Origin of the sequence: Limimaricola variabilis, assembly GCF_014195545.1 — a bacterium.
Taxonomy (GTDB): domain Bacteria; phylum Pseudomonadota; class Alphaproteobacteria; order Rhodobacterales; family Rhodobacteraceae; genus Limimaricola; species Limimaricola variabilis.
The window spans coordinates 69,885-87,379 of sequence record NZ_JACIBX010000007.1; the positions used below are offsets into that span (position 1 = coordinate 69,885).

The 17,495-nt window shown below is 67.8% G+C and carries 16 protein-coding genes and 4 tRNA genes; 14 read left to right on the forward strand and 6 right to left on the reverse strand.

What is annotated here, in order from left to right; genetic code table 11:
- Positions 1-13: 13 nt before the first annotated feature.
- The gene (gene tgt, locus FHS00_RS10415; protein ID WP_183472778.1) at positions 14-1,138 is read left to right on the forward strand and encodes a tRNA guanosine(34) transglycosylase Tgt; all 1,125 of its coding nucleotides are present in this window, start codon (positions 14-16) and stop codon (positions 1,136-1,138) included.
- Between the two features lie 19 nt (positions 1,139-1,157).
- Here the strand turns inward: tgt and FHS00_RS10420 are convergent, their stop codons facing one another.
- On the reverse strand, positions 1,158-1,601 hold the full coding sequence (locus tag FHS00_RS10420) for a GNAT family N-acetyltransferase (RefSeq protein WP_183472781.1): 444 nt from the start codon (positions 1,599-1,601) through the stop codon (positions 1,158-1,160).
- 212 nt (positions 1,602-1,813) lie between these two features.
- Here FHS00_RS10420 and FHS00_RS10425 point away from each other — a divergent pair, with 212 nt between their 5' ends.
- From FHS00_RS10425 to FHS00_RS10435, 3 genes are all read left to right on the forward strand, one after another.
- Complete coding sequence (locus FHS00_RS10425) at positions 1,814-2,911, forward strand: alkene reductase (RefSeq protein WP_183472784.1); 1,098 nt, start codon at positions 1,814-1,816, stop codon at positions 2,909-2,911.
- Positions 2,912-3,103: 192 nt separating this feature from the next.
- Positions 3,104-5,515, forward strand: coding sequence for an endopeptidase La (gene lon, locus FHS00_RS10430; protein ID WP_183472787.1), 2,412 nt, complete (start codon positions 3,104-3,106; stop codon positions 5,513-5,515).
- Between the two features lie 106 nt (positions 5,516-5,621).
- A tRNA-Val gene (locus tag FHS00_RS10435) sits at positions 5,622-5,696 on the forward strand.
- Between the two features lie 41 nt (positions 5,697-5,737).
- On the opposite strand, the gene FHS00_RS10440 is transcribed toward FHS00_RS10435, so the two are convergent.
- Positions 5,738-6,670 (reverse strand): 5'-methylthioadenosine/S-adenosylhomocysteine nucleosidase, encoded by a 933-nt coding sequence (locus FHS00_RS10440; protein ID WP_183472790.1) that lies wholly within the window; start codon positions 6,668-6,670, stop codon positions 5,738-5,740.
- A 79-nt stretch (positions 6,671-6,749) separates the two neighbouring features.
- A complete protein-coding gene (locus FHS00_RS10445) occupies positions 6,750-7,007 on the reverse strand; it encodes a hypothetical protein (protein WP_183472793.1) in 258 nt (85 codons plus the stop codon).
- 78 nt (positions 7,008-7,085) lie between these two features.
- Between FHS00_RS10445 and soxR the strand changes: the two genes are divergently transcribed.
- The 6 genes from soxR (at position 7,086) to FHS00_RS10475 (ending at position 9,593) form a co-directional block, all read left to right on the forward strand.
- Positions 7,086-7,553: a redox-sensitive transcriptional activator SoxR gene (gene soxR, locus FHS00_RS10450; protein WP_246391248.1), complete on the forward strand. Its 468-nt coding sequence runs from the start codon at positions 7,086-7,088 to the stop codon at positions 7,551-7,553.
- On the forward strand, positions 7,550-8,146 hold the full coding sequence (locus FHS00_RS10455) for a histidine phosphatase family protein (protein ID WP_183472796.1): 597 nt from the start codon (positions 7,550-7,552) through the stop codon (positions 8,144-8,146). Before soxR ends, FHS00_RS10455 begins: the two co-directional genes overlap by 4 nt.
- Before the next feature lie 12 nt (positions 8,147-8,158).
- Positions 8,159-8,234 (forward strand) — tRNA-Val (locus FHS00_RS10460).
- 90 nt (positions 8,235-8,324) lie between these two features.
- A complete protein-coding gene (locus FHS00_RS10465) occupies positions 8,325-9,251 on the forward strand; it encodes a pirin family protein (RefSeq protein WP_183472799.1) in 927 nt (308 codons plus the stop codon).
- Between the two features lie 158 nt (positions 9,252-9,409).
- Positions 9,410-9,486, forward strand: a tRNA-Asp gene (locus FHS00_RS10470).
- Positions 9,487-9,516: 30 nt separating this feature from the next.
- Positions 9,517-9,593, forward strand: a tRNA-Asp gene (locus tag FHS00_RS10475).
- A gap of 212 nt (positions 9,594-9,805) precedes the next feature.
- Here FHS00_RS10475 and FHS00_RS10480 read toward each other — a convergent pair.
- A complete protein-coding gene (locus FHS00_RS10480; RefSeq protein WP_183472802.1) occupies positions 9,806-11,188 on the reverse strand; it encodes a M20/M25/M40 family metallo-hydrolase in 1,383 nt (460 codons plus the stop codon).
- Between the two features lie 205 nt (positions 11,189-11,393).
- Here FHS00_RS10480 and hemA point away from each other — a divergent pair, with 205 nt between their 5' ends.
- The 4 genes from hemA (at position 11,394) to FHS00_RS10500 (ending at position 16,110) form a co-directional block, all read left to right on the forward strand.
- Positions 11,394-12,617, forward strand: a complete 1,224-nt coding sequence (hemA, locus tag FHS00_RS10485) for a 5-aminolevulinate synthase (protein ID WP_183473171.1) — start codon at positions 11,394-11,396, stop codon at positions 12,615-12,617.
- A gap of 119 nt (positions 12,618-12,736) precedes the next feature.
- Positions 12,737-14,041 (forward strand): helix-turn-helix domain-containing protein, encoded by a 1,305-nt coding sequence (locus tag FHS00_RS10490; protein WP_183472804.1) that lies wholly within the window; start codon positions 12,737-12,739, stop codon positions 14,039-14,041.
- Between the two features lie 49 nt (positions 14,042-14,090).
- Entirely contained in the window at positions 14,091-15,224 is a 1,134-nt protein-coding gene (gene ispG / locus FHS00_RS10495; RefSeq protein ID WP_183472807.1) for a flavodoxin-dependent (E)-4-hydroxy-3-methylbut-2-enyl-diphosphate synthase, read from the forward strand.
- Between the two features lie 157 nt (positions 15,225-15,381).
- Positions 15,382-16,110: a DUF1236 domain-containing protein gene (locus tag FHS00_RS10500; RefSeq protein WP_183472810.1), complete on the forward strand. Its 729-nt coding sequence runs from the start codon at positions 15,382-15,384 to the stop codon at positions 16,108-16,110.
- A gap of 62 nt (positions 16,111-16,172) precedes the next feature.
- On the opposite strand, the gene FHS00_RS10505 is transcribed toward FHS00_RS10500, so the two are convergent.
- Both FHS00_RS10505 and FHS00_RS10510 read right to left on the reverse strand, forming a co-directional pair.
- Positions 16,173-16,622: a GNAT family N-acetyltransferase gene (locus FHS00_RS10505; RefSeq protein ID WP_183472813.1), complete on the reverse strand. Its 450-nt coding sequence runs from the start codon at positions 16,620-16,622 to the stop codon at positions 16,173-16,175.
- Positions 16,619-17,368, reverse strand: a complete 750-nt coding sequence (locus FHS00_RS10510) for a DsbA family protein (protein ID WP_183472816.1) — start codon at positions 17,366-17,368, stop codon at positions 16,619-16,621. Before FHS00_RS10510 ends, FHS00_RS10505 begins: the two co-directional genes overlap by 4 nt.
- Positions 17,369-17,495: the final 127 nt, after the last annotated feature.

Below are 17,495 nucleotides of genomic sequence, written 5' to 3' on the forward strand. Positions count from 1 at the left end.
TATCGCCAGCGCCATGAAATTCTCCTTTGCCCTGCACGCCACCGACGGCGCCGCCCGCACCGGTGTCATCTCGACCCCGCGCGGCGAGATCCGCACGCCTGCCTTCATGCCCGTCGGCACCGCCGCCACGGTGAAGGCGATGATGCCCGAAAGCGTCCGCCAGACCGGCGCCGACATCCTGCTGGGCAACACCTACCACCTGATGCTGCGCCCGACGGCCGAGCGGATCGACCGGCTCGGCGGGCTGCACAAGTTCATGAACTGGGAGCGACCGATACTTACGGATTCGGGCGGCTTCCAGGTGATGAGCCTCGCGAGCCTGAGAAAGCTCACCGAGAAGGGCGTCACCTTCAAGAGCCACATCGACGGCTCCAAGCACGAGATCACGCCCGAGCGGTCGATGGAGATCCAGAAGCTTCTGGGCTCGGACATCGTCATGGCCTTCGACGAATGCCCGGCGCTGCCCGCCGATCGTACCCGCATCGCCGAATCGATGCGCCTGTCGATGCGCTGGGCGCAGCGCTCGCGCGACGCCTTCGGCGACCGCCCGGGCCACGCGCTATTCGGCATCCAGCAGGGCGGGCTGGAGCGCGACCTGCGCGAGGAGAGCGCCGAGGCGCTGCGCGAGATCGGCTTCGACGGCTACGCGGTGGGCGGCCTCGCGGTGGGCGAGGGGCAGGAGGCGATGTTCGGCTGCCTCGACTACGCGCCCGGCCAGCTGCCCGAGGACAAGCCGCGCTACCTGATGGGGGTGGGCAAGCCCGACGACATCGTCGGCGCCGTGAAGCGCGGCATCGACATGATGGATTGCGTGCTGCCCTCGCGCTCGGGGCGAACCGGCCAGGCCTGGACCCGGCGCGGGCAGGTCAACATGCGCAATGCGCGCCACGCCGACGACCCGCGCCCCCTCGACGAGGATTGCAGCTGCCCGGCCTGCCGCAACTACTCGCGCGCCTACCTGCACCACGTCGTCCGTTCGGGCGAGATGATCGCGGGCATGCTGCTGACCTGGCACAACCTGCATTATTACCAGGAGCTGATGGGCGGGATGCGCGACGCCATCGCCGCCGGCGATTTCGCAGGCTTCGAAGCGCGCTTCCACGCGGCCCGCGAAGAGGGCGACATCGAGCGGCTCTGATCCGATGGCGCGGTGGCGGTCAGTCGTACATCGCGCCGTCCCAGTCATAAACGACGATACCCTCGGTTTCGCGGGCACGAAGGCCGCGATAGAGCGCCCGCGCGGCGGCGTTGCCGGCCTCGGTCGCGAGCCAGATGCCCTTGCAGCCGCGCGCGCGGACCAGACGCAGCATCTCCCGGCACAGGGCGGTTGCGATGCCCCGGCGGTGCCACTTTTCGAGAACTCCGACCTCGTTGATGAAAAAGGCGGGCGGCTTGTCGGGATGGCGCAGCACCGAACCAAAGCAGAAGCCCACCACAACACCTTCGACCGTCGCGAAGACCAGTTCGCAGCCGGGATCGGCCACGAAGCGCTCGAGTTCCTCCGCGTCGACCGCGTGATCGAACACCGTCCAGCCCAGCAGCTGGTGGGCGTTGCGCGGTCCGAGCCGATGGATGGTCGCGGCGTCACTCATGCCGGTCATTATGTCGCGCCCTGGTCAATCGCGACAGTCGGGCGCTTCGGCGACACGCCTGACGGCGCCGATTTGCGAACGGGGCGAATGGGATCGCGTTTTCGCGCCCCGGTTCCCGGAGCCGCGGTGCGCAGGCGCACAGTGATGGCGCGCGCCTGATGAGCTTGCGGCGCGGCATAGGTGGCATAGCTCGGCTCCGACCCATTCGGAAAGGACCGAAGATGACCGACAAGCTGTTCACCCCCGGCAAGCTGGGCGACGTCGAACTCAAGAACCGCGTCGTGATGGCGCCGCTCACCCGCAACCGCGCCAGCAAGCAGGGTGACGCGCCCTACGACATCCATGTCGAGTATTATCGCCAGCGGGCCGAGGCGGGCCTCATCATCACCGAGGCGACCCAGATCACGCCCGAGGGCAAGGGCTACATCCAGACCCCTGGCATCTATAGCCGCGAGCAGATCGACGGCTGGAAGAAGGTCGTGAACGCCGTGCATGGCGAGGGCGGCAGAATCGCGCTCCAGCTGTGGCATGTGGGCCGGATCAGCCACGTCTCGCTGCAGGAGAACGGCCAGAAGCCGGTCGCGCCCTCGGCGATCAAGGCTGATGCCCAGACCGTGACCGAAGAGGGTTTCGTCGATGTCTCCGAGCCGCGCGCGCTCGAGACCGACGAGATGCCCCGCATCGTCGACGACTATCGTCGGGCCGCGCAGAATGCCAAGGAGGCGGGCTTCGACATGGTCGAGATCCACGCCGCCAATGGCTACCTGCTCGACCAGTTCATCCGCGACGGCGCGAACAAGCGCGACGACGCCTATGGCGGCAGCCCCGAGAACCGGGCGCGGCTGATCCTCGAGGTGGTCGATGCGGTCACGGAGGTCTATGGCGCCGGGCGCACCGGCATTCGCCTGTCGCCGCTGATCGAGGTGGCCGGTCTGAAGGACAGCGACCCGATGACGGTCTATTCCTACCTGATCCCCGAACTGAGCCGCCGCGGCCTCGCCTATCTCCACATGGTCGAGCCGGGCACGAAGGGCGACATGGATCAGGAGCTGGGCCAGCAGACCGCGCGGCTGCGCGAGCTCTTCGACGGCGCCTATATCGCCAATGCCGGCTACGACCGCGCCAGCGCGATCCGCGTGGTCGCGAGCGGCCAGGCCGACGTCGTGGCGTTTGGTCGGCCCTACATTGCCAACCCCGACCTCGTCCGGCGGCTCGAGCTGGACGCCGAGGTGAACGAGGGCGACCAGGCGACCTATTACGGCGGCGGCGTCGAGGGCTACCTCGACTACCCGACGCTGGAAGCGCAAAAGGCGGCTTGAGCCGTCCCGCGACGGGCAAGGCGGCCATGCCTTGCCCGTCGCCGCCTGCCGGGGCACATTGGCGCGAACGCCTCAGGGGCCGCGCTTGAACTGACCGGATCGGTCACCCAAGTAACACCCCGGACAGGAGACGGCCGAAGGTCGCCGCACAGCGGGGCCGGACCGTCTTGCCAAGAACAAGGATACAAGAGCATGCAAGAGCCACTCAGCCCCTCCTACCCGGTGCTGCCTCTGCGCGACATCGTGGTGTTTCCGCACATGATCGTGCCGCTCTTCGTGGGCCGCGAGAAGTCGGTGCGCGCGCTCGAGGAGGTGATGGCCGACGACAAGCAGATCCTGCTGTCGTCGCAGGTCGATCCGAGCGTCGATGAGCCGACCGCCGAGGGCATCTACAAGGCCGGCGTGCTGGCCAACGTGCTGCAGCTGCTGAAGCTGCCCGACGGCACCGTCAAGGTGCTCGTCGAAGGCAAGGCGCGCGTCCGCATCGCCGAGTTCATCGAGAACGAGGCCTTCTTCGAAGCCAAGGCCGAGTACCTGACCGAGATGCCCGGCGACCGAGAGATCGTCTCGGCGCTGGTGCAGAGCGTGGCGCAGGAATTCGAGCGCTATTCGAAGATCCGCAAGAACATCCCTGAGGAGGCGCTCGCCGCCGTCACTGAGGCCACCGATCCGGCGAAACTTGCCGATCTGGTCGCGGGCCATCTCGGCATCGACGTGAAGCAGAAGCAGGATCTCCTGGAGACGCTCGACATCGCGCAGCGGCTCGAGAAGGTCTACGGGTTGATGCAGGGCGAGATGTCGGTCCTGCAGGTCGAGAAGAAGATCAAGACCCGCGTCAAGAGCCAGATGGAGAAGACCCAGCGCGAGTACTATCTGAATGAGCAGATGAAGGCCATTCAGAAGGAGCTGGGCGACGGCGAGGATGGCGGCAACGAGGTCGCCGAGCTGGAGAAGCGGGTCGAGGAGACCAAGCTTTCCAAGGAGGCGCGCGAGAAGGCCGAGGCCGAGATCAAGAAGCTCAAGTCGATGTCCCCGATGTCGGCCGAAGCCACGGTCGTGCGCAACTATCTCGACTGGATGCTGTCGATCCCGTGGAACAGCCCGTCCAAGACCAAGAAGGATCTGGGTCTGGCGCAGAAGGTGCTCGACGACGACCATTTCGGCCTCGAGAAGGTCAAGGAGCGGATCGTCGAATACCTCGCCGTGCAGCAGCGTTCGAAGAAGCTGAAGGGGCCGATCATGTGCCTCGTCGGCCCTCCGGGCGTGGGCAAGACGAGCCTGGGCAAATCGGTCGCCAAGGCCACCGGGCGCGAGTTCATCCGCATCTCGCTCGGCGGCGTGCGTGACGAGAGCGAGATCCGCGGCCACCGCCGGACCTATATCGGCTCCATGCCGGGCAAGATCATCCAGGCGCTGAAGAAGGCCAAGACCTCGAACCCGCTGATCCTGCTCGACGAGATCGACAAGATGGGCCAGGACTTCCGCGGCGACCCGGCCTCGGCGATGCTCGAGGTGCTCGATCCCGAGCAGAACGGGACCTTCGTGGATCACTACCTCGAGGTCGAGTACGACCTGTCGAACGTGATGTTCCTGACGACGGCGAACTCCTACAACATGCCGGGGCCGCTGCTCGACCGGATGGAGATCATCTCGCTCGCGGGCTACACCGAGGAAGAGAAGCGCGAGATCGCGCGCCAGCACCTGCTGCCCAAGGTTCTCAAGAACCACGGGCTGAAAGAGAAGGAGTTCTCGATCACCGACGAGGCGCTCACCGAAATGGTGCGCACCTACACCCGCGAGGCGGGGGTTCGGAACCTCGAGCGCGAGCTGGCCAAGATCGCCCGCAAGGCGGTGACCAAGATCGTGCGCAAGGAGGTCGAGGCCGTCGAGGTGACGCCCGCGAACCTCTCCGACTATCTCGGCGTGAAGCAGTTCCGCTACGGGCTGGCCGAGAAGGAGGACCAGGTGGGCGTGGTCACGGGTCTGGCATGGACCTCCGTGGGCGGCGACCTGCTGCACATCGAGGCGCTCAAGCTGCCCGGCAAGGGCCGGATGAAGACCACCGGCAAGCTCGGCGACGTGATGAAGGAATCGATCGAGGCAGCGTCGAGCTACGTCCGTTCGATCGCGCCCCAGATCGGCGTCAAGCCGCCGCGCTTCGATCGGATGGACATCCACGTCCACGTGCCCGACGGCGCGACGCCCAAGGACGGCCCCTCGGCGGGTCTCGCCATGGTGACCTCGATCGTCTCGGTGCTCACCGGCATCCCGATCCGCAAGGACATCGCGATGACCGGCGAGGTCTCCCTGCGCGGCAACGCCATGCCGATCGGCGGGCTCAAGGAGAAGCTGCTCGCGGCTCTCCGGGGCGGCATCAAGACGGTGCTGATCCCGGAGGAGAACGAGAAGGATCTCGCCGAGATCCCGGACGTGGTGAAGGACGGGCTGGAGATCATCCCGGTCACCCACGTCTCCGAGGTGCTCGAGCACGCGCTGGTGCGCAAGCCCGAGCCGATCGAGTGGGACGAGGAGGCGGAAGAAGCCGCCGCCGCGGCCCGCGCGCTCGAGGCGCGCGACGCCCCCGGCGCTTCGGCGCATCACTGATCCCAAGTCGAGGGCGCCCCACGGGGCGCCCTTTTCGCATTTGCTGGAAATTGCCGCCGGGGAGGGCTTGCGCCCTCCGGCGGGGATCGCTAAATGACGCGCCAACGGGTGATTAGCTCAGTGGTAGAGCGCTTCGTTCACATCGAAGATGTCAGGGGTTCAAATCCCTTATCACCCACCATGATACGGAAGGCGCGCCCGATGGGGCGCGCCTTTTGCGTTTCAGGCCTGGGCCCGCGGCAGTCGTGCCAGCACCGCCCGCATCAGCCGCGCCGAGTTCGTCGCCGCCACCGACAGGAAGGCCGCGATCTCGTTTTCGCCGTCGCCACCGCCGGCGAGGTCCGACAGCGACCGGAAGGCGATGAAAGGCACGGCGTTGGCATAGGCCACCTGCGCGACGCTGGCGCTCTCCATGTCGAGCACGCGCGCCTCGAAGCAGGTGAAGGCGTGGTCGCGGAACCCGGCATTGTCCATGAACACCGGCCCCGAGACGCCATTGCCGCCGACGACCACCCGCGGTGGGGGTGCAGACTCCCGGCCGCAGCGCTGCAGCTCGATGCCTTCGGCCGCCGCGCGGGCGATCTCGAGCAGCGCGGGATCGCTGTCGAACCAGAACCGGCTCTCGGGCGTGCTGCCGCCGGGCGGCACCACGTCGACGCCGCGGCTGTGGATCATGCCGTAATTGGCGACCGGCGCGCCCATCCAGGCTGGCAGGACGTAGCCTTGCTCCGTCTCGCGGGCGAAGGCGCCTTCGAGATAGTGGCCCCAGCGCTCGGCCACCACCACATCGCCGATTCCGAGGCTCGGGTCGACGCCGCCGGCGATTCCCGAGAACAGGATCGCGGTGACATTGAAATGATCGAGTGCGGCCTGGGTGGTCATCGCCGCGTTCACCATGGAGATGCCCGACAGGAACAGCACCACTTCACGGCCTTCGAGTACACCGGTGACGTAGGTCGCGGGACCGATGCGCCGGGTCTCGGCGCCTTCGAGCGCGCTTTCCAGAAGTGCGATCTCCGGCGCGAAGGCCGAGATCACCGCGACGCGTGGGCGGTCGTCGGGGGGCGTCGTGGCGGCGGGTATGGCGCGCGTGGCGGCCTCGGCCGCATCCTTGGTGGCGGAGCTGATGGCGGCGGCGATGGGAAACTGGGTCATGCGCTCTCCGAGGCTTGTCTGTCGGCCCCTGCTACGGCGCGCGGGCGGCGCACGTCCAGTGTTCGCGCGCCGCCCCTCCTCAGAACAGATGGCCGCCCGGCCCCGGCACGGGCCGGCAGGGCGCAAGATCGGGCTCCAGCCCGACATCGCGCGCCAGATGCGGATCGAGCCGCAGCTGGCGCAGCTGCAGGACCTGCTCCGCATGGCGCATGGACTGCAACTCCTCGCACAGCGCGTCGTCGAGCGGATCGCGGGCGCGGTGCTTGGGCGCAAACCATGCCGCCAGACGGCGCAGCGCACGGAGAGGGGAATGCGGGCGGGGCAGGGTGATGGACATGATCTGGCTCCTCGGGGCTTGTGATTCCGATTGGGAGCCATCAACCTGCTTCCTCAAGTAAGGTTGAGGTCAAGCACCATGTCGAGAAAACCCATCCCATCCGATCTCAGCGTCGGCCAGATGGCGGACCGCGCCGGGGTGCCGGTCTCCACCCTGCATTTCTACGAAGCCGAAGGGCTGATCAGAAGCTGGCGCAACACCGCCAACCACCGCCGCTACGACCGGCGGGAGCTGCGCCGCGTGGCGATCATCCGCGTCGCCCAGACCGTGGGCGTGCCACTTGCGGAGATCCGCGAGGTGCTCGACCGGCTGCCGCGCGACCGTCCGGTCACGGCGGGCGACTGGGCCGAGGCCGCGGCGCCCTGGCGCGACATGCTCGACGCGCGGATCGCACTCATGACCCGGCTGCGCGACCATATGGGTCACTGCATCGGCTGCGGCTGCCTGTCGCTCGACAGCTGCCCGCTCTACAACGCCGAGGATCGGCTGGGCGGACGCGGTCCGGGGCCGCGGCGCTGGACCGGCAGCCCGGAGGAGCGTGCGTGATCCTTCCCGAAATTCTGGTGCTGCGGCATGGCGAGACCGAATGGAACGCCGCGCGGCGGATGCAGGGCGGCCGCGATTCGCCGCTCACCGAGTATGGCCGGGCGCAGGCCCGAGCGATGGGGGCGATGCTGGCCGGGCGCGGGGTCACGACGGTGACGCATCGCCTGCTGTCGTCGCCACAGGGCCGCGCCGTCGAAACCGCGCGGCTGGCCTTCGGCGTGGCGCCCGAGATCGACATACGGCTGCGCGAGATCGCGATGGGCGACTGGTCGGGGCTGACCCGCGCCGAGATCGACGCCCGCTGGCCCGGCCCGCAGGGCGAGCATTTCCTCGACTTCTATGCCCGTGCCCCGCGCGGCGAGGGCTTCGACGCGCTCTGGGCGCGCTGCGCCGATTTGCTGGCCGCGCTGGACCGGCCCACGATCCTCGTCACCCATGGCATGACCTCGCGGGTGCTGCGCACCATCGCCACCGGGCGCGGCCGTGCCGATCTCGCGGCGCTGCCGGGCGGGCAGGGGGTGGTGTTCCGGATCGCGCATGGACGCCACGACATGCTGCGCGCCCCGCTTGCACCGGCGCGGGGGGAGGGGTAGACCGACCTCCGCGGGTGGTTAGCTCAGTTGGTAGAGCGTCTCGTTTACACCGAGGATGTCGGGGGTTCGAGCCCCTCACCACCCACCATGCTCTTCCGCACAGCATGCCTGCGATCCTGCGCCTCACCGTGCGGGCGCCGAAATGCTATGTTGGCTCCTGCAAGCACAGGAGGCCGAGATGAGCCAGATCCCCAGCTTCGACCCGCTCGACATCAGCGTCGATCCCGACGCGATCGAGACCGTCATCGTGCCGCGCGCCCGCGATCTCGGCGGCTTCGAGGTGCGCCGCGCACTGCCCGCGCCGCGCCGCCAGATGGTCGGGCCGTTCATCTTCTTTGATCAGGTCGGCCCGGCCGAGTTCCTGCGCGGCGAAGGCTTCGACGTCCGGCCGCACCCCCATATCGGGCTGGCGACCGTGACCTATCTGCTCGAGGGGCAGATCCACCACCGCGACAGCCTCGGCACCGACAGCTGGATCGCGCCGGGAGCGGTGAACCTGATGGTCGCGGGCCAGGGGATCACCCATTCCGAGCGCATCGACGGGCGCGCGCGTGCCGAAGGTGGCCGGATGTTCGGTCTGCAGACCTGGCTGGCGCTCCCCGACGAGATGGAGGACGCGCCCGCGCGTTTCGAGCACGCGGCGGCCGAGCGGCTGCCGGTGATCGAGGATGGCGGCGTCCGCCTGCGGCTGATGCTGGGAAACGCTTACGGGACCGTCTCGCCGGTGGCGGCGCCGGGCGAGCTTTTCCACGCCGATGCGGAACTGGCGCCGGGGGCCCGGCTGCCGCTGCCGGACGAGCACGAGGATCGCGGCGTGCATGTGCTGTCAGGCAGCGTCGAAGTGGCGGGTCAGGTGTTCGAGGCGGGCCGGATGATGGTGTTCCGCCCGGGCGACCGGATCTCGCTGCGTGCTGGACCCATCGGGGCCCGGATCGCGCTTCTGGGCGGGGCGACCATGCCGGGGCCGCGGCATATCTGGTGGAACTTCGTCGCCTCCTCGCAGGAGCGGATCGAGGCGGCCAAGGCGGCTTGGCGTGCGGGCGATTTCACCCATGGACGGTTCCGGCTACCGCCGGGCGAGAGCGAGCATATCCCGCTGCCCTGACCGCGCTCCAGCCCGTCGCACGGCGGGCGGGGGCGATGCCCCGAGGTCAGTCCGACAATCTCGCTCTCGGAACGATTTTGCACCGATCGGCGCTTGACGCCCCCCGCCGCACTGCCTAGAACCCGCCTCACGTTCGGCGCTGCCGGACGACGAGATGCGCGGTTGTAGCTCAGTTGGTTAGAGTACCGGCCTGTCACGCCGGGGGTCGCGGGTTCGAGCCCCGTCAACCGCGCCATTCTCGTCTGTTCGAAACGTCCGACCGTGTGCGGTTGTAGCTCAGTTGGTTAGAGTACCGGCCTGTCACGCCGGGGGTCGCGGGTTCGAGCCCCGTCAACCGCGCCACAAAATGCCATCACGGCCCCGTCGCTCCGTCGAGCGCGGGGCCGTATGCGTTTCGGCCCTGTCTTCCCTGCCGAACGTGGCGCGAGCCGCTACCGGCGGGTTTGCGTATTTTCGGAATGGTGAAACACGGGCGCGCGTCTTCCCTTCACCATTCTCCAAATACGCATGGCGACCGGCAAGCCGCCACGCGTGCCGGTCCTGTCCTCTCGCGCTCAGCCCTTTTCGGCCAGGGCGGCGAGGATTCGCGCCCAGCTGCGGATGCCCTTGTGGAAGCTACGCAAGTCGTATTTCTCGTTCGGGCTGTGGATCAGGTCGTCGTCATTGGCAAAGCCCACCAGCATCGAATCCATGCCGAGCTCCGATTTGAAGTATCCCGCGATCGGGATCGAGCCGCCGGCTCCCACGAAGGCAGCGGGCTGGGGCCATTCGGCGCTCAGCGCCTGTCGCGCCGTCTCGAAGGCCGGGTCGTCGGTCGCCATGACGCTGGCAGGCGCCGCGCCATGGCCGTGGAACTCGACCTTGCAGTCGGGCGGCAGCATGGCGCGGACATGGGCGCGGAACGCGTCCCGGATCGCCTCAGGGTTCTGCTGCCCCACGAGGCGGAAGCTGATCTTGGCGCTGGCCTTCGACGGCAGCACCGTCTTGAAGCCTGCGCCCGCATAGCCGCCGGCGATGCCGTTGATCTCGCAGGTCGGCCGCGCCCAGATCATCTCGAGCGCGGTACGGTCGGCCTCGCCGGCCGGGTGCGACAGGCCGACGCCCCCCAGGAAGGCACCCGCGTCGAAGCCCAGGCCCTCCCACTGCGCGCGCAGCTCCGGGGTGATCTCCGGCACGCCGTCATAGAAGCCGGGCAGGGTGACACGGCCATGATCGTCATGCAGCGCCGCGATGATCCGCGACAGCACCTTGATCGGGTTGACAGCGGGGCCGCCATAGGCGCCCGAGTGCAGGTCGCGGTCGGGGCCGGTGATCACCACCTCCTCGCCCACGAGGCCGCGCAGCATGGTGGTGATCGCGGGGGTGTCGCGGTCGAACAGCCCGGTGTCGCAGATCAAAGCGAGATCCGCCTTCAGCTCGGCGGCGTTCTCGCGCAGGAACGGCACCAGTGAGGGCGAGCCGGACTCCTCCTCGCCCTCGAACAGGATTGAGACGCGGGCCGGAAGCTTGCCATGCACCGCCACCCAGGCGCGGCAGGCCTCGACGAAGGTCATCAACTGGCCCTTGTCGTCGGAGGCGCCGCGGCCACGGATCACCCGGCCCGCGGGCGTGTCCTCGATCGAGGGCTCGAAAGGCGGGGTCTTCCACAGCTCGAGCGGATCGGCGGGCTGCACGTCGTAATGGCCGTAGAACAGCAGATGCGGCCCGCCATCGCCCATGCCGCCGGTGACCATCGGATGGCCGGGCGTGTCGCGCAGCGCCGCGTCGGCAAAGCCGATCGAGCGAAGGTCATCGACCAGCCACTCGGCGGCGGCGCGGCACTCCGCCCGATGCGCCGGATCGGTTGAGATGGAGGGAATCCGCAGAAGATCCATGAGCCGTGCGGTCGCGGCGTCGAGGTCGGCGTCGATGCGTGCGAGAACGGGGTCGAGTGTCATGGGGGCTCCTGTTATAATCCACTAGACCCTGACCCCGCCCTTGACCGCTGTCCAGCATTGCGGCGAAATTGAGTCATGCGTCGATCCAGTCCTCCGGGGGGTGGCAAATTGTAGCGTATTGCTCGGCCGTTCGACCACTTATATGGAGCCGGACGGCCAGCGCCGGGGTGAACCGCCCCGCCAGACGAAAAGGGGAACCATGCCCGTGGATTACGAAGCAGGGCTAGACGCCGCGATCGGAAGGCTGCACGCCGAGGGACGTTACCGGACCTTCATCGACATCGCCCGCCGCAAGGGACAGTTCCCGCACGCCACCTGGCACCGGCCGGATGGCAGCGAGGCACCGGTGACGGTGTGGTGCGGCAACGACTATCTCGGCATGGGCCAGCATCCGGCCGTCTTGGCGGCGATGCACGAGGCGATCGACGCGGTCGGCGCCGGCTCCGGCGGCACCCGCAACATCTCGGGCACGACGGTTTATCACAAGCGGCTCGAGGCGGAGCTAGCCGATCTGCATGGCAAGGAAGCGGCGCTGCTGTTCACCTCTGCCTACATCGCCAACGACGCCACGCTGTCGACCCTGCCGCGGCTGTTTCCTGGGCTGATCATCTATTCCGACGAGCTCAACCACGCGAGCATGATCGAAGGCATCCGCCGCAATGGCGGCGCCAAGCGGATCTTCCGCCACAACGATCTGGCGCATCTGCGCGAGTTGTTGGAGGCCGACGATCCGGCCGCGCCGAAGCTGATCGCCTTCGAGAGCGTCTATTCGATGGATGGCGATTTCGGCCCCATCGGCGAGCTGTGCGATCTCGCCGAGGAATTCGGCGCGCTGACCTATCTCGACGAGGTGCATGCGGTCGGCATGTACGGTCCGCGCGGCGGCGGCGTCTCGGAGCGCGACGGTCTCGCCCACCGGGTCGACATGATCAACGGCACGCTGGGCAAGGCTTACGGCGTGCTGGGTGGCTATGTCGCGGCTTCGGCCAAGATGGTGGACGCGGTGCGCTCCTACGCGCCGGGCTTCATCTTCACCACTTCGCTGCCGCCCGCCGTGGCTGCCGGGGCGGCTGCCAGTGTCGCGCATCTCAAGACCGACAATGCGCTGCGCGAGCGGCATCAGACCCAAGCGGCGATCCTCAAGACCCGGCTGCGGGGCCTCGGGCTGCCGATTATCGATCACGGCAGCCACATCGTGCCGCTGATCGTCGGCGATCCGATCCACACCAAGCTGATCTCGGACATGCTCCTTGCCGATCACGGCATCTACGTGCAGCCGATCAACTTTCCGACAGTGCCGCGCGGCACGGAACGGCTGCGTTTCACGCCTTCTCCGCTGCACGGTCCGGGCGAAATGGACGCGCTCGTGCGCGCATTGGATGCGCTTTGGTCGCATTGTGCGCTGAATCGCGCCGAATTGGCCGGTTGACCACTTACCCCCGTGCGGGGCGGCTCTGCTCATGCTAGAATGAACCTCAAGACCTTTCGGGAGTTATGAAAACATAGCCCCGGAGGTTACCGGGGGCGGGCAGAGACGGGAACACCGATATGATCGGGCGGAGCTTCATGCGCGCAAGCGCAGCGCAGGAGGTCGAGGCCAAGGGCTTCGACGCTTTTGAACTGCGGTTGGGCGACCTGATGCGTGGTGAGCGCGCGACCATGGGCAAGAGCCTGCTGGACGTGCAGCGCGAGCTGAAGATCAAGGCCGCCTATATCGCCGCGATCGAGAATTCCGATCCCACCGCCTTCGATACGCCGGGCTTCATCGCTGGCTATGTGCGCTCTTATGCCCGCTATCTCGGCATGGATCCGGACACCGCCTACGAGACGTTCTGCCGCGAATCCGGCTTCACCACGGCGCATGGCATGTCGGCAGCGGCCTCCACGGTCCGGCCGCGCAGCACCAAGCCGCAGAGCACCAGCCTCGGCAAGGACATCTTCTCCGAGTCGGCTACCCCCTTCCTGCCGCCCGCCGAGCGTATCCTCGCGGGCTTCGAGCCGCGCGCCCTGGGCTCCGTGGCGGTACTGCTCGTGCTGATGGGCGGGCTCGGCTATGGCGGCTGGTCGATCCTACAGGAGGTCCAGAAGGTCCGTCTTGCCCCCGTAGAGCAGACCCCCGCGATCATGGCGCAGGTTGATCCGCTGGCCGGCGGTGGCCGGGTCGAAGCCGCGGGCAGCGATGCGGCCGAGCTGGCGGCGCTGGCACCCGCCGCGCCCGATGCGCTCGACCGCCTCTATCGCCCGCAGGCGCTCGACGTGCCGGTGATGACTCCGCGCGACGGCCCGATCGCCGCGCTGGTCACCCAGCCGCGTCGCCCGGGGCAGGACGCCTCGACGCAGCTCGCCTCGGCAACGACCTCGACGCCCTCCATGGGGACCAGCCCGATGCTCGCGGCGCTCGACGCCGCCCCGGTAGAGACGCCCGAGATCACCTTGCCCGATATCGAGCTCGCCCTGCTCGAGGCCGGGGCCGACACCCCGACCGGGGAGCCGGTCGTTCGCGTGACAGAACCGCCGGCACCGGGTGTCACCATGGTGGCCGTGCGCCCGGCCTGGGTGCGCGTGAAATCCGCCGATGGCTCGACGCTGTATGAAGGCATCATGAATGCCGGTGACGAATGGCAGGTGCCGTCGCTCGAGCAGGCGCCGACCTTGCGCGTCGGCGAGTCCGGTGCCGTCTATTTCGCCGTCAACGGCCAGCATTACGGCCCGGCCGGCGATCCCGGCACCGTGACCTCGAACCTCGCCTTGTCGGTGGACAATCTGACCGCCAGCTATCAGGTTGCCGACCTGGAGCGCGACTCCGACCTGGCCGAGTTCGTCCGGGTCGCCGAGGCCGCATCCACCGAATGACGCCGCGCCGGTTCTCCGCCTCGCGGCCCTGATCCGCGAGAGGTTAGACATGTCCCTTCACGCCGTCCGCCCCTGGCGCGAGATCCAGCGTCGCAAGTCCCGCCAGATCATGGTCGGGCGCGTGCCCGTGGGCGGCGACGCGCCGATCTCGGTGCAGACCATGACCAACACCGACACCACCGATGTGCGCGGCACGCTCGATCAGGTGATCCGTGCCGCCGATGCCGGCGCCGACATCGTGCGCGTGTCGACCCCCGACGAGGACAGCACGCGGGCGCTGCGCGAGATCACGCGGGAAAGCCCGGTGCCGATCGTCGCCGACATCCATTTCCACTACAAACGCGCCATCGAGGCAGCCGAGGCGGGCGCGGCCTGCCTGCGGATCAATCCCGGCAATATCGGCGACGCCAAGCGGGTGGCCGAGGTGGTGCGCGCCGCCAAGGATCATGGCTGCTCGATCCGGATCGGCGTCAATGCCGGCTCTCTGGAGCGGCACCTGCTCGAGAAATACGGCGAGCCGTGCCCCGATGCGATGGTCGAGAGCGGGCTCGATCACATCAAGCTCTTGCAGGATCACGACTTCCACGAGTTCAAGATCTCGGTGAAGGCGTCCGACGTGTTCCTCGCCGCTGCCGCCTATCAGCAGCTGGCTGATGCGACCGACGCGCCGATCCATCTCGGCATCACCGAGGCGGGCGGGCTGATGTCGGGAACGATCAAATCCGCGATCGGCATGGGCAACCTCCTGTGGATGGGGATCGGCGACACCATCCGCGTCAGCCTCTCGGCCGATCCGGTCGAGGAGGTGAAGGTCGGCTTCGAGATCCTGAAATCCCTTGGCCTGCGCCATCGCGGCGTCAACATCATCTCCTGCCCGTCCTGCGCGCGCCAGGGCTTCGACGTGATCAAGACCGTCGAGATCCTCGAAAAGCGGCTGGAACACATCAAGACGCCAATGTCGCTGTCGATCATCGGCTGCGTCGTCAACGGCCCCGGCGAGGCGCTGATGACCGATGTCGGGTTCACCGGCGGCGGGGCCGGAAACGGCATGGTCTATCTCGCCGGCAAGCAGAGCCATCGCATGTCGAACGAGCAGATGGTCGACCATATCGTCGAGCAGGTCGAGGCCAAGGCGGCCGAGATCGAGGCGCGCGAAACGCCGGCGACCGAAGCGGCGGAGTGACCCTCGCGTCATCGGTCGGAACTTGCCGGGGGATCGGCGGGAAACCGCTGTTATCAGGGAGAATTTTCTGATCCCCGGCGGACCTCTCAGGCCCTTCTGCGCGTTCTTTGTGCAATCGCCGGTCGGAAGATCGGTGTTCATAGAGAATGGAACTGACATGACCAAGCAATCGCTTCTGATGACGACCGCCGCCGCCCTCGTGGCCGCGATGCCGGCCTTCGCCCAGACCGCGACCACGGAGACGTCGACCGAGACCACCGCCAGCGCCGAGACCGCGCAGGCGGGCACCACCGCGCATGCCGCGACCGAGCTGAACCTGCGCGCAGGCCCCGGCCCGGACATGGAGATCATCGACGTGATCCCTGCCGATGGCGAGGTGATGGTCGATGGCTGCCTCGAGAGCGCCAACTGGTGCAAGGTGACGCTGAACGGCACCACCGGCTGGGCCTATGGCGACTATCTCACCGTGAAGATGGCCGAGGCGCCCGAGCCGGTCGTGCTCTATGAGAACCGCGCCGAGCTCGAGGTCGAGACCGTGACCTATGACAACGCGGCCAACAACGCCGCCGCGACCGCTGCCGGTGCCGCGACCGCCGCTGCCGGTGCCGCTGCCCTGGCCGCCGGCCCGATCGGCATCCTCGGCGCAGCCGTGGTTGGCGCCGCACTGGGCGATTCGGCCACGCCGGACGAGCAGACCATCACCTATGTGCGTGAGAACCCGGTCGAGCCGGTCATTCTCGGCGGTGAAGTCGTGGTCGGGGCCACGGTGCCGGGCGAAGTCGAGCTGACCGCCATCCCGGACGCCGAGTACAGCTATCTCTATCTCAACGGCACCCCGGTGCTGGTCGAGCCCGAGGAGCGTCGGATCGTCCACATCGTCCGCTAAACCGGACTTGTTGATGAATGAGAGGGCGGCCCGACGGGCCGCCCTCTTTGCATACCCTAAGCCTATAGGGTCCGCTTGAACCCGAGATGCGTCGCCTCAAAGCCCAAGCTCTCGTAGAAGCGATGTGCCGCTTCGCGGGATCGGTCGGAGGTCAGCTGCATCAGCCTACATCCTGCGGCGCGCGCCCGCGTTTCGGCGTCCTGCAGCGCGAGGCGACCGATCCCGGCACCACGCTGGCTCGCTGCCACCCGCACCGCTTCGATCTGCGCACGCCGTGCGCCGCCACGAGACAGGCCCTCGATCAAGGTGAGCTGGTAGCACGCGACGACGTCGTCACCGACCACTCCGACAACGACAATGTTGCCCGGCTGTGCGCTCATGCGGTCGAAGGCATCGAGATAGCTCTGGAGCGGTGCACCCTCGCGGTGCTGGCCCAGATCGTCCTCGGCCAGCAGCGCTGCGATCGAGGCGACATCGCCTCGATCGGCCTTTCGGAAATGGGGCGCGCTCACTCGCTGCGCTGACCGGCCACGATCTCGCGCATCTGCGCCAGCGGCACGTAGCCGCGCAGCATCTCGTCGCCCATCACGAAGCTCGGCGTGCCGGAGATCTGCATCGCCTGCGCCAGCTGGTGGTTGCCGGCGATGATCTGGTCGATCTCGGGCGCCTCCATCGCGGCGTTCAGTGTCTCCCAATCCGAGCCAAGGCTCTCGGCCAGCGCGGTCAGGGACTTCTCGGACACGTCGCCCCGCATGGTCATCAGCGCGTTATGCGCCTGCTTGTAGGCCTCGTCGCCCAGCTCAGCCCGGGCCGCGAGGGCGAAGCGCGACGCCATCACAGACTGTTCGCCGAGGATCGGGAATTCCTTGAGGATGTAGCGGATGTTGCCGTCGCTCTCGACCAGCTCCTCGACTTCGGGAAAGGCGCGGCGGCAATAGCCGCATTTGTAGTCCATGAACTCGACCACGGTGATGTCGCCATCGGGGTTGCCGCCGACCCAGTCGCCTTCGCTCTCGAACAGCGCCTTGGCGTGGTTCGCGATCATCGCGCTGTCGCCCTGCGCGGCGGCCTCGGCCTGGCGCTGGTCGAGCACGGCGATCGCCTCCATCAGCACCTCGGGGTTCTCGAGCAGATAGGCGCGCACTTCCTCGCGGAAGGCATCACGCTCGGCATCGCTCAGCGTCTCGAGATCGGTCGCGGCGGCGGGGGCGGCGAGTGCCAGCGTGACGGGCAGGGCGCGAAGGGTCTGGCGCAACATGGTCTTTCCTCTCCTCAGGGTCGGGATGGTGCAGACCATATCGCCGCAGCGCTGCCAAGCGCGGACCCGTGATCGGGGGCATTGACGGCGGGGGCGGGCGGTTGGCACAACCCGGCCGAACCATACG